The 13980-nt window shown below is 64.0% G+C and carries 12 protein-coding genes; 4 read left to right on the top strand and 8 right to left on the bottom strand.

Features of this window, described 5'->3' with window-relative positions; translation table 11 throughout:
* The first annotated feature begins 669 nt into the window (after positions 1-669).
* Positions 670-1257 carry a hypothetical protein gene (locus LC066_RS16500; protein ID WP_224901259.1) on the top strand — a complete coding sequence of 196 codons (588 nt, stop codon included), beginning with the start codon at positions 670-672 and terminating at the stop codon, positions 1255-1257.
* 846 nt (positions 1258-2103) lie between these two features.
* Positions 2104-2865 (top strand): KilA-N domain-containing protein, encoded by a 762-nt coding sequence (locus tag LC066_RS16495; RefSeq protein WP_224901256.1) that lies wholly within the window; start codon positions 2104-2106, stop codon positions 2863-2865.
* Positions 2866-3983: 1118 nt separating this feature from the next.
* Here LC066_RS16495 and LC066_RS16490 read toward each other — a convergent pair.
* The 3 genes from LC066_RS16490 to LC066_RS16480 all read right to left on the bottom strand — a co-directional run bounded on the left by LC066_RS16490 (position 3984) and on the right by LC066_RS16480 (position 7392).
* Positions 3984-5345 (bottom strand): methyl-accepting chemotaxis protein, encoded by a 1362-nt coding sequence (locus tag LC066_RS16490; RefSeq protein WP_224901253.1) that lies wholly within the window; start codon positions 5343-5345, stop codon positions 3984-3986.
* Between the two features lie 164 nt (positions 5346-5509).
* Positions 5510-6172, bottom strand: a complete 663-nt coding sequence (locus LC066_RS16485) for an ABC transporter ATP-binding protein (RefSeq protein ID WP_222480126.1) — start codon at positions 6170-6172, stop codon at positions 5510-5512.
* The gene (locus LC066_RS16480) at positions 6169-7392 is read right to left on the bottom strand and encodes a capsule biosynthesis protein (protein WP_224901250.1); all 1224 of its coding nucleotides are present in this window, start codon (positions 7390-7392) and stop codon (positions 6169-6171) included. The genes LC066_RS16485 and LC066_RS16480 overlap by 4 nt, the downstream gene beginning before the upstream one ends.
* A 117-nt stretch (positions 7393-7509) precedes the next feature.
* Between LC066_RS16480 and LC066_RS16475 the strand changes: the two genes are divergently transcribed.
* On the top strand, positions 7510-8253 hold the full coding sequence (locus LC066_RS16475) for an ABC transporter permease (RefSeq protein ID WP_224901247.1): 744 nt from the start codon (positions 7510-7512) through the stop codon (positions 8251-8253).
* Positions 8254-8474: 221 nt separating this feature from the next.
* Here LC066_RS16475 and LC066_RS16470 read toward each other — a convergent pair whose 3' ends face one another.
* The 5 genes from LC066_RS16470 to rfbC all read right to left on the bottom strand — a co-directional run bounded on the left by LC066_RS16470 (position 8475) and on the right by rfbC (position 13091).
* The gene (locus LC066_RS16470; RefSeq protein WP_224901243.1) at positions 8475-9629 is read right to left on the bottom strand and encodes a DUF2793 domain-containing protein; all 1155 of its coding nucleotides are present in this window, start codon (positions 9627-9629) and stop codon (positions 8475-8477) included.
* A gap of 111 nt (positions 9630-9740) precedes the next feature.
* Positions 9741-10622 carry a glucose-1-phosphate thymidylyltransferase RfbA gene (rfbA, locus tag LC066_RS16465; protein WP_224901240.1) on the bottom strand — a complete coding sequence of 294 codons (882 nt, stop codon included), beginning with the start codon at positions 10620-10622 and terminating at the stop codon, positions 9741-9743.
* Positions 10619-11479, bottom strand: coding sequence for a dTDP-4-dehydrorhamnose reductase (gene rfbD, locus LC066_RS16460; protein WP_224901236.1), 861 nt, complete (start codon positions 11477-11479; stop codon positions 10619-10621). Before rfbD ends, rfbA begins: the two co-directional genes overlap by 4 nt.
* Positions 11476-12528: a dTDP-glucose 4,6-dehydratase gene (gene rfbB, locus LC066_RS16455; protein WP_224901232.1), complete on the bottom strand. Its 1053-nt coding sequence runs from the start codon at positions 12526-12528 to the stop codon at positions 11476-11478. The genes rfbD and rfbB overlap by 4 nt, the downstream gene beginning before the upstream one ends.
* The gene (gene rfbC / locus LC066_RS16450) at positions 12525-13091 is read right to left on the bottom strand and encodes a dTDP-4-dehydrorhamnose 3,5-epimerase (RefSeq protein WP_224901228.1); all 567 of its coding nucleotides are present in this window, start codon (positions 13089-13091) and stop codon (positions 12525-12527) included. The genes rfbB and rfbC overlap by 4 nt, the downstream gene beginning before the upstream one ends.
* Positions 13092-13408: 317 nt before the next feature.
* Here rfbC and LC066_RS16445 point away from each other — a divergent pair, with 317 nt between their 5' ends.
* Positions 13409-13972, top strand: coding sequence for a L,D-transpeptidase (locus tag LC066_RS16445; protein WP_224901225.1), 564 nt, complete (start codon positions 13409-13411; stop codon positions 13970-13972).
* The last annotated feature ends 8 nt before the right edge of the window (positions 13973-13980 follow it).

Genomic DNA, 13980 nt, shown 5'->3' with positions numbered 1-13980 from the left:
ATGGGCGCCATGAACAACCCTCCCCATCGAACAGTGCCTAAGGGAGCTGAAGGGGCAAAGTTGAGCTATAAAACAGGTCGGTAACTTCTTGATGTCAGGCCTCGCTCTGGTTTTCCGAGATGCTAAGGCAAGGTGCGAGTGACTTGTACGGGGGGACAGGCGTTATGGCTGGGTGATTTCCGACCCAGGGCCGTGCGCATCGCCGCCGTCCCAGGCGGCAGAAAGGCCAGTTTTGGGCCGCGAGAACACCTTCGCCAGAAAGACCTTCCTAGTCACTCGCAGGGAGTCGTCTATCAGAAATAAACGGCAGTTTATAGTGCTTTCAGGGGGCGCGTGCTGAGCAACGGGCAGCTCCAGGCGAGTGCTGGCGTAGGTCGCCCCACCTGAAACTCGCGGTTAGGAGCGGCAGGAAGGCACAGCTATGAAGGGCTGGGACGCGTCGCGACCCGCTGCGACAGATGCCTGAAGGTCTTTCTCTCTGTCATCGTACTGACCGCAACCTTGCTCTTGTGGCTATGAGACTTGAGCGCAATGGTTATAAAGCCTGACCCTAAGCTTTGCTCACGTTGCATCGTTCAATCTTTGTCCATAACCTGTGCATTGTCGCAGGTTTGCAGTGATGGCCGTTTGGGCATGTACCGTGAATGAGATCAATGGCTTGGGGTTCGTATGGAGTGGCTTGGAAATACCGTAAAACGTGCACTTTTTTTCCTATCGGTTGCTGCGCTACTGGCGCCCTCCGTACCAAATAATGCAACTGCGCAGGAGCGATATGATACGCGCCTTTTGTTTTCAAAGGGCGCTTGGGAGACGGTCCTTACTCATGATGGTCTCGATGGAGAGCTGTGGTGTTCTGCTGAGACCCTGAACGATCGCGGTCAGCACTTTTCGCTCATCGGCTATGGTAGTGGGCAGTTCACGGTGATGATCATCGATAACACTTGGAGTATTCCTGGTCGCAAAATTCGCTTCCGTTTGGACGTTGATTACAAGCGTTGGGATATGGACGGGTATGGTGAGGACAACGCCATCTCTATCACTCCAGATGATGTGAGCAGCGCGATTCACTTCGTGGACGATGTAATGCAGGGTAATGCTGTGGCTCTCTACAACGCAGATGGTCGGCGACTGGCGGTCTTCTCTCTAGGTGGATCCTATGCTTCCATTCTCAAGTTTGTAGAGTGCTGGCAAACAATCACAGGAAACCGAAGCTATAGCTCGGCTGATCCATTCGGGGGCAACTCCGATCCGTTTTGAAAGTGGGGCGAGCGGTGACCTTCGCCTCTGCTACTCCCAGACATAGCCGAATGAGCCTGCCCGGCAGGACATACACCGACTTCTGTCTTTTGGTCTTGCACCGTTAAGCCTGAAGATAGCCTCGAGGCCCATTGATTTGCGCAGATCGACATAATTCAGCATGGTGCTCGAACACTCAAACAGCTCCGCCAACCGGCCCGGCCTTTTGCGACGTGGAGGTGATGCGGATCGTCAGCCAGGCCGAGATCGACTGGCGAGCAGCCCATGCGGCCTGGAACATGCGGCGCGACCTGAAGACCAATGCGACCTAAAAGGCGGAGTGCGAGGCCTCCGGGGGACCTTAGCTGGATCGCTTTCTGAAATTTACCCGACCGGATGATTCTGAAGCATCGTTAGTTCTCGCGAGCGCCCGTCGCGCGATGTGCGAATAGCGCGAATCGTTTTCGACTTGCCTGCTGCATCTACGGGGAATTGAGGCCGGATCTAGCTGGCCTTCCCGCAAGTAAAATTACCTTCCCCCTGGCGGTAAAGTCCAAAGAAAAACTGAACCCACACAGCGCCTACCTGCTCGCATTACACTTTGAATTCAATAGGGTGATTGATTCTGAGATGACGGCAGATCAGTCAAGCGCAAATTTGTGCAAGGTCATCTTTGCGCTGACCGGTCTGGTTTCGTATTCTGTGCGGGTGAGAGCCGGGACACAGGTGGTCCAATACTAGTGCCCCGGCAGATTTCCGATAACCACGCTGCACGTGGCACCACTCACGGAACATCCCGATCTAACTGTGTCCATCACGGTTGGTCAAGGCCGCGTAGCAGCGAAACGACGCTCGAAAGGAGCGGAGATGACGCAGTACGCACTGAAACTGATAGAGCACGAAGTGCAGGGTAGTCCGGTCCAGCAGCGGGCCAAAGATGGCTACATCAACGCCACCGCAATGTGCCGAGTAGCTGGCAAGATGTGGGCCGACTACGCGCGGCTGTCGAGCACGAAGGCTTTCTTGTCTGCTGCGGAGGCCGATATGGGAATTCCCATATCGGAACTTGTTAAGGCGGCGAAGGGCGGCGAGCCTAGGTTGCAAGGCACATGGGTGCACCCGCAGGTCGCGATACATTTGGCGCAATGGCTCTCTCCGGAGTTTGCGCTGAAGGTGAGTAAATGGGTCTTTGATTGGCTTAGTGGCCGTCATGCCCAGACAGGCTATAGCTATCATCTTCGCCGCTACACCTCCAACATGCAGGCAGTCCCATATGGCCACTGGTCCATGCTCCAGGAGATGATGGTCCAGCTGATTGGCCCTATGGAATCCAGAGGCTATCAAATGCCCGAGAACATGCTACCGGACATCTCGGAAGGCAGGATGTTCTGCAAGTTTCTGCGGGACAGCCTCAACGTGGATACAGACAGCCTGCCAACTTACCGACACGAATTTGAGGACGGGCGTGTGGTTCATCCGAAGGCGTACCCGAACTCACTTCTGCCACCGTTCCGAGCCCACTTCTTTGAGGTGTGGATCCCAAATCGAGCGGCCAGTTACTTCCAGGCGAAGGACCCGGTCGCACTTGAGTATCTCCCGTACCTGCTCCCGAAGCCTGGCGCCGCGTAGCGACCCATGGCAGGCTAGGCTGTCTCTTCGCGGGCAGCCTGGCCACCTAGCTCTAGGCCGTTGATTGGCGTTTCGCTAGGCTATAAGTTCTCGACTTGTTCTTGCGAGGCAGGCCTGCTCAGTGCCACTGATCATCTCGCTCTTCTGCCGCTGCGGCCACAGCACCACGCGCCTCGCGGAACCCTTTTTGCGGCTCCGAACGGCCGATCAGGTTCAGGCCGCCGCCGTATGCTCCAAGTGCGGCTGTAAGAGCGCGGAGGCCACCATTGTCCACTGGATGACCGATGCGGATCTGGAGCTGAGGCGGAGACGGGGTGAGCGGATCTAGGTACACCTGTGGCCTCTGATATGACCAGAGGCCCCGCGTTTGTGTTCGTCCGTGGACCTGGACTGCAAGTAGTGCTCGGTCACGTTGAGCCCGCGCAGCAGCCATTTCATTCCATCCGCCCATGGTTCGGCACATTGAGGACAGACCGGCATCGTTCCGTACCTCACATCTGAAATCGTCATCCTGGTGGAGGCGTCACAGGCCGAGCAATAGCGGTCGATCGCAAGGTAGTCGAACCTGGTTGGTGGGAACACTGAGGCGGTCATCAGGGCACTCGTCACAAAGCTGGAGAAGGAGCAAGGAATACAATCCTAAGCATAGTGCCCTCCGGCTCCAGTGAACACTATCCTAAGGTCTAGGGCCCATGCTCAGAGGCGTTTCAAGATTCACCGATTGCTTTGTTTTGTCCGGGCCTGGCACGCCCGCAATTGAGTTGGAACCTCTGTCGCAACCCATTGATTCCTATAGGCTCGGATTCTTGGATCTTTCGGATTTAAGCCCTTGATACCTCGCGGTTCAGAGTTGTTCTTCCGGGGTCGCCACGGCAAGATGGCGACCTCTTCGGCGCCTGCGACGCCTGACCGCGCCCCGCAACTGACCAACACTCCAAGTAACCGGCCGACCTGGCCCTGGCGATCGACGGCACAGCCTGAATAAAGGAGGCGCCCCGGGGCCACGCGGAACCGAAGCTCCTCCCATTTCGGGTGCGGCCCCTCGGAAGCACGGACCGGACTATCGGCCGGCGATGTCGAAGCCTCACGCTCGCGCCGTAGTCAGCGCAGCGGACAGGTCAACCGGCGCGCAGCTGTGCCGGCATCCCCTGCACCTGCGTGTCCCAAGCGCCGCCGCCCGGACGGATGTGCAGGGACGACATCTGCTCCCGCAGCATGGCGCTTTTCTGCGACAGGCTCCGGGTCGCCTCCGCCGTCTCGATGGCAATCGCGGCGTTGCGCTGTGTGACCTGGTCCAGATTGGTGACGGCGCTGTTGATCTCACCAATCGTCGTTGTCTGCTGCGAAATCCCGAGGACGACATCATCGATCTGCTGGGTCATCGCCGCCACGCGATCGAAGATGCCACGCAATTCCGTACCGGTCTGCCGCACGAGGTTGGATCCATGGGTGACATGGTCAGAGCTCTGATCGATCAGGGTCTTGATTTCGCGAGCTGATTCCGAAGTGCGGCTGGCCAGAGAACGCACTTCGCTTGCCACGACGGCAAAGCCCAGCCCCGCCTCGCCCGCGCGCGCTGCCTCGACCCCCGCGTTCAGCGCCAGCAGGTTGGTCTGGAAGGCAATGTCGTTGATCACCGACAGGATCTCCGCGATCGCCTTCGACGAGTGCTCGATTCTCTCCATCGCGTTGGTCACCTGATCCATCAGGTCACCGCTGGTCTGGGCCGCGCTGCGGGTCTCGTCCGCCGAACGTTTCACGCCGGTGGCGCCGTCCGCAGCGACTCGCGCACTGGTGTTCAACTCCTCGATGGCCGCAGCCGTCTGCTCCAGCGTCGCCGCCTGGCTTTCGGTCCTGCGCGAAAGATCGTCAGTCGTACCGCCGATCTGTTGACTGACCCCTTCGACGTCGACCACCACGGATTGAACCTCACCGATGATGCGCCCGAGGTTTTCCAGAGAGGTATTGAAGGCCAGGGTCAGCGTGTCGAGGTCCGGCACGCCAGGTGTCTGCACGCGAACGTTCAGATCGCCCTGGCTCAGTTTCTCCAGCGCCGCGCTGATCCTTTCGATCGCGGTGCGTCGCATGGTCACGTCGGTCGCGATCTTGGTCACCCGCACGATTTGACCAGAAGCATCACGGACCGGCGCATAGGTCGCCTGGATCCAGATCCGCTTGCCGCCCTTGGTGACACGGGGAAACTGGTCTGTAACGGGCTCGCCTGTCCGGAGACGCTCCCAGAAACGGGCATATTCGGCTCCGGCGGCATAGGCGGGATCGACGAAGATGGAGTGGTGCTGACCGACCACCTCTCCCGCGCTGTAACCCAGAACATCGAGGAAGTTCCGGTTCGCGCCGAGAATCCGTCCAGACGGTTCGAAATGGATGACCGCCTGGGTCGTTTCCACGATCTGAAGGATCGCCGCCTCATCGGCCGATAGTCCGGCAGCAGCCGTCGTCCTGTTCCCGAATAGGCCCATGCCTTTCGCTCCTCGCGAGGTTCCGTCCAGGGGGTTCTAGTCCGTGGTTCTTGCTGCCGCGTTAATTGATGCACGGCTCATTGGGCAAACTACGAACAATCGGTCCGGACCTTTGCCCGTGACGGCCCTCCCCGACTTGCTCGGGGGCGAGGCCCAACGGTCAGTCACGCGGCCTGGGCCATGTTCCGCTGGTGGTGGGCAATCGCCTCTTCCAGGTCCCCGTACATCGTCAACCGCCCCCCTTCGAGCACGGCGCCCATATCGCACAGCTCTCGCAACTGCGGCATGGAGTGGCTGACGACGATGGCCCCGGCGCGGGTCAGCCGCTCCCGGAACAGGGCCGCGCTGCGACGGCGAAAGGCAGCATCGCCCACTGCCGTGATCTCATCCACGAGGTAAGTGTCGAAGCCCAACCCCATGGACAGGCCAAAGGCCATGCGCGCACGCATGCCCGAAGAAAAGGAGCTGTAGGGCAGGCGAATCCGCGCGCCAAGCTCCGCGAAATCCTCGACGAACTGCAGCAGGGCATCACTGTCCACACCGTGGATCCGGGCCACGAAACGCACGTTCTGCACCCCCGTCAGGCGCGGATGGAAGGCCCCGGCGAAGCCCACCGGCCAGGAAACCGTGCCGGTGGTGATCACCGACCCTCCGCTGACGTCTTCTGTGCCCGCGATCAGCTTCAGCAGCGTCGACTTTCCGGCCCCGTTCCGCCCCAGAAGGGCGATCGAGCGGCGGGCCGGAAAAGTGGCACAGATCCGATCTGCCACCAGAACGCGCTGCCCATCCCTGACATAAACCTTGCTCAGGTCCTGCAGCCGGATCATCCGGCGCCCCGGTCGCGCACGGCATAGGCGCTCAGCACCGCGATGGACCAACCAAGCGCCAGGAAGATCCCCACGCAAAGCAGCAGAAGCCCGCGTTCGGGATAGCGCGCTGTCTCCGCCCGCGTCGGCTGCACATGGGCCGCCAGGTAGCGGCTCTGCCGCCGCGCCTCCGATTGCGCCGCGTCGAAACGCGCCAGGGCCGCACGATGGGTCGCCTCCGCAAACTCGCGCTCCACCGCCAGTTCCTCGTAGCGACCGACGAGACCGGCGAAGGCCTGCTCGCCGTCCGTGGGCCCGGCAAGACCCAACCGTGCGCGCTCCGCCTCTATGCGGCGCTCGATCGTGGCAATCTTCAGCTCGGCATTCGTCGTCTGCACCTGATGGCGCGCCGGACGTGCCAGCAGCATATCGAGCTCCAGCTGGGCCTCGACAAGCTGGCTTTGCAGCTCCCCCAGAAGTCCGACCCGGGTCTCCAGCTCGGCGCCGGGATCGACGATCTGGTGACGGTTGCGGAATTCGGTCATCGCGCGGCGCGCCGCCTTCAGCCGAGTCAGTGTCAACTCCACTTCCTCCCGCGCGTAGGCGATGGCATCTTCCCGGGCAGAATCCGACAAGGCATTGATCATGCCAGAGCTTTTCTCGACAATTTGATCCGCGATCGCCGTCGCGTCCTCGGGCGTGAACGCCAGGACGCGCAATTCGATCAGCCCGGTCCCCCCATCGTAGAACACCTTCACCTTGCGCCGCCAATGATCCACCAGATCTTCGATCGAGGCATCGGGGGCCAGGGCAAAGACGGGATCGCCCTCCTGCCAGCCAACGCCAGGTCGCGACCAGATCGCCCGCAGATCCAGCGCCTCTCCGACAGCGGCCACGAGATCCTGGCTTTGCAGGTAGCTGTAAAGAATGTCGGTATCCGAGGTGCTGCTGCCCGAAAGCTCCGACAGGCCGCCGAGGAAATCCAGGCTCGGCGTCTGTTCTTCCGAGCGTACGGTAAAGGCAAGGGACGAGGCATATTGGTCTGCCGCCCGCACCCAGAGATACCAGATCGCCAGGATCAGCGGCAGCACCACGCAGAGGATGAAACTAACCGCGACCCGCTTGCGCCGGCGCGTCGCAGGTCGCAGGACCGGACGCTGCGCGCGGCTCGGCGGCGTTTTCTGCGGCGACAGCGCCGGAAGACTCGGCGCCGCAACGGTATTTGCGGTTTGTTCATTCATCCGGGAAAGACTAGCCGGGCAAATGTCAGAGAAGGGTTAACAGCACCCGTGTCAGAGGAGATCACCCATCCCCCGCCGCTGGCGGTCCGACCCCCGAGGCGCGGGGACAGTTTCCGCGTGATCTTCGCCCTGATGCTGAGGGAAATGGCAACCAGCCACGGACGCTCGCCCGGCGGCTATCTATGGGCGGTGATCGAGCCCGTGGCGGGCATCGCGCTCTTGTCGTTCATCTTCTCGGTGGCGCTGCGCAATCCGGGCCTCGGCGTCACCTTCCCGCTATTCTATGCGACGGGCATGCTGCCCTTCGGCATGTTCACGCTGCTGGTGTCGCGCACCGCCGGCGCGCTGGAGTTTTCCCGCCCGCTGCTCGCCCTGCCCCGTGTCGGCTGGCGCGAGGCGATCGCCGCGCGATTCCTGCTGAACCTGATGACCCAGGTGATGATCAGCTACATCTTGCTGGCCGGTATCCTGTGGATTTTCCGCACCCGAGCTATCCTGGATTTTGGCGAGATCCTGGAGGCTTACACCCTTTGCGCCCTACTGGGCCTCGGGTTGGGCACGCTGAACTGCCTGCTACAGGGGATGATTCCCGTCTGGGTCCATATCTGGTCCATCCTCATGCGGCCGATGTTCATCATCTCGACCATCTTCTTCCTGTTCGAAAGCGTGCCGCAGCCTTGGCGTGACTGGCTGTGGTGGAACCCGCTGGTACATGTGGTCGCGATCCTGCGGCGAGGCATCTATCCCAGCTACGATGCGAACTGGGCCTCACCCGTCTACGTCGCGCTCTGGGGTCTGATCAGCCTCGTCTTCGGCCTGCTGTTCCTGCGGCGTCACCACCGCGAAATCCTGCGCCGCTGAGGAAACGCGCAGCCGCGAAACGGCCCGCCGCCGCCCCAGCGCAGGGGAGAGGGGATGCGACAACGCGGGCAGGTGCCCGGGCCGATCCGAGTCACGCCCAGACCCTGCTGGCCAAGTCACGGCGCAGCCTCGTCACCGCGCAGCAGCCCGACCGGGACGGTGTCCCGCAAAACGTGGCGTGGGGCCGGTCCTGCCGACCTCCATCAACGCCATAATCCAGCTCAGAACCAACGACCGATCTTCAGCTTGCCGCCGTCGATCGAGACCGGGGTCCCGGCGAAACTGGCCGGATCGGTGGTGATCGCGCTGCCGCCATTGGTGCAGATCTGAGTACCGTCGGCCCAGCGGGTATAGGCGCCGTTGGCATTCGAGCCGCTCTCGATCACCGCCCCCGTGGGGACACCACCGCTCTGCGCCACCGTCCCCACCGTCTCGGCGCGGGTGACCAGCGCGGACCAGTCTCCCCAGGTCGCCCCATCATGGCTGCGCAACCACAGCGTCCCGTCGGCTGCAGCAAAGATCTGGCGCGTGCCGCTGCCGCCGGGTAGCGCCATCAGGCTGCCGCCCGAGGGGTCGCCCACAGGGCAATTTGTCCCCGAGGCCGTGAAGCCATAGATCCCGCCCGTCACGCAGCTGTTCGCATCGTCCCCCGGGGCCGCCACGGCGCCACCGCCCATCCCGAAGGCACCGACGGCCAGCAACCGGCCAGCGGTCGCATCCCCCGCCGAGCCCTGAACGGCCGCGCCACTGGCCAGGCCGGTCGCACCATCGAACCGCAGGGCGGTCACCCAGGCACTGCCATCGGCCGATACCTTGACGGAGAAGTCCTCCTCCCCGGCCAGGCCCATCTCGGCCCGGCCGCTCCACCCCGACTGGTACAGCAGGCTGGCGGTGTCGCCCGCCCCGGCCTTGTTGATCTTCAGCTGGTGATCGCTGCCCGCGTGGGTCAGCAGGGTCGCCGCCGCCGACACGGCCAGCCGGTTCACCGCATCCGAGGCGGTGTTGATACCCAGTTCGGCGGCCTCCAGCGGCAGACCGCTGTCATCTTGCCAGGCGCCGCCACGCCAGGTCACCAACCGCTCTTCATCCAAGACCCAGGCACGCCAGCCGGGCTGCGGCTGATGGAAGACCCAGGCGGCCCCATCGAAATGCGCCACGCGCCCATCCTCGCCCGCCCAGGCGCCCGTGGCACCGCCCGCCACGATATAGCGCTCCCCCTCCATGGGGCCCGCAGGCGGCGTGGCCAGGTCGCGGTCGGCCACGGCCAGCTGCACCAGCGCGTCGAGGATCAGCAGCGCCTCGTTATGGGTGACGTGTTTCTGCGCCTGACTGGGTTGCAGGTAGGGCATGGACAGGCTGGCGGACAGTTCCGGCATCGGGGGCTCCTCGCGTTCATCCGGCAATCGGAGAGATCGCCGAGACGCTAGGCGCGCAGGAGTAAACAGCCCCTCTTGCCACCGTACGCAGGCCGGGTCCGTGCGCCCTCGTCAGGGGGCCTCGCCCAGCAACCCCAGCAGGTAGGCCCCGTAGGCGTTCTTGCCGAAGACCTCCGCCCGCGCGCGCAGGGCGGCATCATCGATCCAGCCCTGGGCATGAGCGATCTCGTCCGGCGAGCCGATCTGTTGGCCCTGCCGTTCTGACAGGGTGCGTACGAAGTTGCCCGCGTCCAGAAGCGAACCATGGGTGCCGGTATCGAGCCAGGCATAGCCCCGCCCCATCTGTTGCACCCGCAGGGCGCCCTCGGCCAGATAGCTTTCGAGGACCGAGACGATCTCCAGCTCGCCCCGCGCGGAGGGCGTGACCCGCCGCGCCCGCTCCGGTGCCGTGCCATCCAGAAAGTAAAGCCCCGTTATCGCAAAGGGAGAGGGCGCGACGGGGGGCTTTTCGACAATGGCCTGCACCTGCCCCTGGTCGTCGAAATCCACCACGCCATAGCGCTCGGGATCCGCCACGCGATACCCGAAGACAGTGCCGCCTTCAGCCTGGCCGGCCGCCTGCAGAAGCTCGGGCAAGCCATGGCCGAAGAACAGGTTATCGCCAAGCACCATGGCCGAGGGGGCGCCGTCCAGGAACCCCTCGGCCAGGAGATAGGCCTGGGCCAACCCCTCCGGCTGGGGCTGTTCGAGCCAGGTGAACGACAGTCCCCAGGCACTACCGTCCCCCATAAGCCTTTGAAACTGTGCCTGATCCTCCGGCGTGGTGATGATCGCGATATCACGGATCCCCGCCAGCATCAGTACCGACAACGGGTAGTAGATCATCGGCTTGTCGAAGACCGGCAACAGCTGTTTCGACACCCCCATGGTGATCGGGTAAAGCCGCGTGCCGGAGCCTCCGGCCAGGATGATCCCCTTGCGTGGCGTGCTCATGCCGTCTCCTCCAATTGTGCCAAGACCGCAGCGAGGCCGGCCCGCCAGTCCGGCGGGTCGATCCCGAAATCCGCCGCGATCTGACGACAGTCGAGCCTGGAGTTGCGTGGACGGGTGGCCGGGGTCGGATAGGCGTCGGTGGCGATCTCATTCACGCTCACCGCGCGCCCGGCGCGTGCGAAGATTTCGCGCGCGAAGCCGGCCCAGCTGACCGCGGGAGCGCCGGCAAAATGGTAAAGGCCACCGGCCCGGCCCTCGGCCATCTGCCGCCCCATCTCCAGCAGAGCCGCGGCGATGTCCGCCGCAGGGGTCGGACCGCCCACCTGGTCCGCCACGATGGACAGCTGATCGCGGGTCTCAGACAGGCGCAGCATGGTCTTCACGAAATTCGTCCCATGGGCCGAAAACACCCAGGAGGTGCGCAGAATCGCCCAGGATCCGCCGGCGTCCTGCACCGCCCCCTCCCCCGCCAGCTTGCTCGCGCCGTAGGCATTGCAGGGGGCAGGCGTCATTGTCTCGTCCCAGGGCAGCGTGCCAAGGCCGTCGAAGACATAGTCGGTCGAGACATGCAGGAAGGGCAGACCCCGGGCGGCACAGGCCCGCGCCATTTCGCCCGGGGCCCCGGCGTTCAACCGGTTGGCTGCCGCCCGCTCCGTCTCGGCAGCATCGACGCCAGTGAAGGCGGCGGCATTGATGACGATCCGAGGTGCATGGGCCGCAATTGCCGCCTCTGCCGCGCCCGGGCACCGCAGGTCGCAGGCCTCGTGGCCCAGGGCGATCACCGGGGCGCGGGCCGCCAGTTCGGTCGCCACCTGGCCGCTGCGCCCGAAGACCAGGATCGGCCCCGTCGCACTCATGCCCCGGCCCCCAGCCCCAGACGCTGGCCAAGGCCCGCGCGGTCCAGCAGCGGCTGCCACCAGTCGCGGTTCTCCAGATACCAGTCGACCGTCCGGGACAGCCCCTCCTCCAGCGAAACCTGCGCCCGCCAGCCCAGCTCGGAGGCGGCGCGCTCGGGATCGATGGCGTAGCGACGGTCATGACCTGGGCGATCGGCAACCAAGGTGATCAGCTCCTCATGCGGGGCCCCGGCGGGCCGACGCAGATCCAGCAGCCGGCAGATGCGGCGTACCAGCTCCAGGTTGGTCACCTCCGCCTCGGCACCTAGGTTGTAGCTGCGCCCGACCTCGCCGCGGGTCAGCACCCGCAGCAGGGCCTCGGCGTGATCCTCGACGAACAGCCAGTCGCGCACATGGCCGCCATCGCCGTAGATCGGGATCGGCTGCCCCGCCAGCGCCGACAGGATCACCACAGGGATCAGCTTCTCCGGGAAATGGAAAGGGCCGTAATTGTTGGAACAATTCGACAGGACCACGGGAAGGCCATAGGTCCGCCCCCAGGCCCGCACCATGTGGTCCGAGGCGGCTTTGGACGCCGCATAGGGCGAATTGGGGGCATAGGGCGTCGTCTCGGTGAAACGGTGATCGGGGTCCCCCGGCAAGCTGCCGAAGACTTCATCCGTGGAGACATGGTGAAAGCGGAATTCCGCGGGCCGCCCCCGCCCTTCCCAGTAGCCCCGCGCAGCCTGCAGCAGGGTCGCCGTGCCCATCACGTTGGTGTCCACGAAGCCGCCCGGCGCGTCGATGGACCGGTCCACGTGACTTTCGGCGGCCAGATGCATCACGGCGTCGGGCGCATGGTCGCGGAAGATCCGGCGCAGGGCCTCCGCATCGCGGATGTCGGCACGCTCGAAGGCATAAAGCGGGCTGTCGGCGACGCTGGCCAGATTGTCCAGACAGGCCGCATAGGTCAGCGCATCGAGGTTCACCACCGCATGCCCCTGGGCCACCGCGTGGCGCACCACGGCCGACCCGATGAACCCTGCGCCTCCTGTCACCAGGATTTTCATGCCATACCCCCCGTGCCGGTGAAGGGGCTTTGCACGTCACGCCACCGCGGCGCGGCCGCATCCTTGTCCGACAGCACCGGGCGATCGACGCCCCAGTCAATGCCCAGATCTGGATCATCCCAGCGCACCACGCCTTCAGCCTCCGCAGCGTAGAAATCGGTGCATTTGTAGCAAATTTCCGTGCCCGGCTCGCGGGTGACGAACCCGTGCAGGAAGCCCGGCGGGATCCACAGCTGACGGCCGTTCTCAAAGCTCAGCTCGACCCCGACCCAGTGCCCGAAACGGGGCGACCCGGGGCGGAAATCCACCGCCACGTCCCACAACCGTCCGCGGCCACAGCGCACCAGTTTGCCCTGGGCATGGGGGGGCGCCTGAAAATGCAGGCCGCGCAGGGTGCCAGAGGCCTCGGAATAGGAATGGTTGTCCTGGACGAAGGTCAGATCCAGCCCCGCCTCGGCCATGCGGGCGGCATTCCAAGTCTCGCTGAAGAACCCCCGGGAATCGCCGAAACGACGAGGGGTCAGCATCAGGACCTCGGGCAGATCCGTCGGGTTGATGTCCATTCTGGCACCGTTTCCTTGCGCCCGCGACCGGGCTGGCGTCTGGGCTGTTCGGTCCGGGCCGAACGACCAAAGGCATAGCGGACGAAGCGTTTATTTTTTCTTTGCATAGCAGAAGCACGGGGCCGCGCCTCCTGCTTTTCGGACCAGGATCGGGGGACGGGCCCCCATTGCGGCGCTGGCGGAGTGGCTTCGAGGCAACAGATTGCAAGTCAAAACGCTTCCCACGGGAACGTTAACGTGCCGGGATGTGTTGGTCCGGCAAGTTCGTCCGCATACTTGCTGTCGAATGTCCCCGTGATTCCCAAAGGTTACCGCCGATGACCAGCCGCCGCTCCTTCCTCGCCTCCGCCCTCGCGGCCCCTGCCGTTCTTGCGCTGGCCGGCCCCGCCGCCGCCGTGCAAAGCCCGCCGATCCTGGCTGCGCAGCGGGTCAGCTTCTCGCGTGACTACGCCGAGGGCTCCATCGTGATCCTGCCGCGGGCCTATTTCCTCTACCATGTTACCGCCCCGGGGCAGGCCATGCGCTATGGCATCGCCGTGGCGCGTCCCGGCCTGGGCTTCACCGGCACCGCCGTGATCGGCCGCAAGGTCGAATGGCCCTCCTGGCGCCCCACCCCCGACATGATCGAGCGCGACCCGGACATCTACGGCAAGTTCAAGGGCAACAACGACCGGATGCCCGGCGGCCCGGGCAACCCGCTGGGCGCCCGCGCGCTCTACCTCTACCAGGATGGGCGCGATACGGCGATCCGCATCCACGGCACCACGCAGCCCAGCTCGATCGGGCGCAACGCCTCCTCGGGGTGCTTCCGGATGCTGAACGAGAACGTCATTTCGCTTTACGAGAAGGTGCCGACCGGCACGCCGGTCACCGTGCTCTGACCAGCGCG

Source organism: Pseudooceanicola marinus, assembly GCF_020177265.1.
Classification (GTDB): domain Bacteria; phylum Pseudomonadota; class Alphaproteobacteria; order Rhodobacterales; family Rhodobacteraceae; genus Pseudooceanicola; species Pseudooceanicola marinus_A.
Note: the sequence above shows the minus strand (reverse complement) of the source record. Positions and strands in the feature narration are given on the sequence as shown.

What these genes read in the sequence shown, in the direction of transcription:
- LC066_RS16500 (WP_224901259.1), top strand. Translation starts at nt 670, where the DNA reads ATGGAGTGGCTTGGAAATACCGTAAAACGTGCACTTTTTTTCCTATCG.
- LC066_RS16495 (WP_224901256.1), top strand. Translation starts at nt 2,104, where the DNA reads ATGACGCAGTACGCACTGAAACTGATAGAGCACGAAGTGCAGGGTAGT.
- LC066_RS16490 (WP_224901253.1), bottom strand. Translation starts at nt 5,345, where the DNA reads ATGGGCCTATTCGGGAACAGGACGACGGCTGCTGCCGGACTATCGGCC.
- LC066_RS16485 (WP_222480126.1), bottom strand. Translation starts at nt 6,172, where the DNA reads ATGATCCGGCTGCAGGACCTGAGCAAGGTTTATGTCAGGGATGGGCAG.
- LC066_RS16480 (WP_224901250.1), bottom strand. Translation starts at nt 7,392, where the DNA reads ATGAATGAACAAACCGCAAATACCGTTGCGGCGCCGAGTCTTCCGGCG.
- LC066_RS16470 (WP_224901243.1), bottom strand. Translation starts at nt 9,629, where the DNA reads ATGCCGGAACTGTCCGCCAGCCTGTCCATGCCCTACCTGCAACCCAGT.
- rfbA (WP_224901240.1), bottom strand. Translation starts at nt 10,622, where the DNA reads ATGAGCACGCCACGCAAGGGGATCATCCTGGCCGGAGGCTCCGGCACG.
- rfbD (WP_224901236.1), bottom strand. Translation starts at nt 11,479, where the DNA reads ATGAGTGCGACGGGGCCGATCCTGGTCTTCGGGCGCAGCGGCCAGGTG.
- rfbB (WP_224901232.1), bottom strand. Translation starts at nt 12,528, where the DNA reads ATGAAAATCCTGGTGACAGGAGGCGCAGGGTTCATCGGGTCGGCCGTG.
- rfbC (WP_224901228.1), bottom strand. Translation starts at nt 13,091, where the DNA reads ATGGACATCAACCCGACGGATCTGCCCGAGGTCCTGATGCTGACCCCT.
- LC066_RS16445 (WP_224901225.1), top strand. Translation starts at nt 13,409, where the DNA reads ATGACCAGCCGCCGCTCCTTCCTCGCCTCCGCCCTCGCGGCCCCTGCC.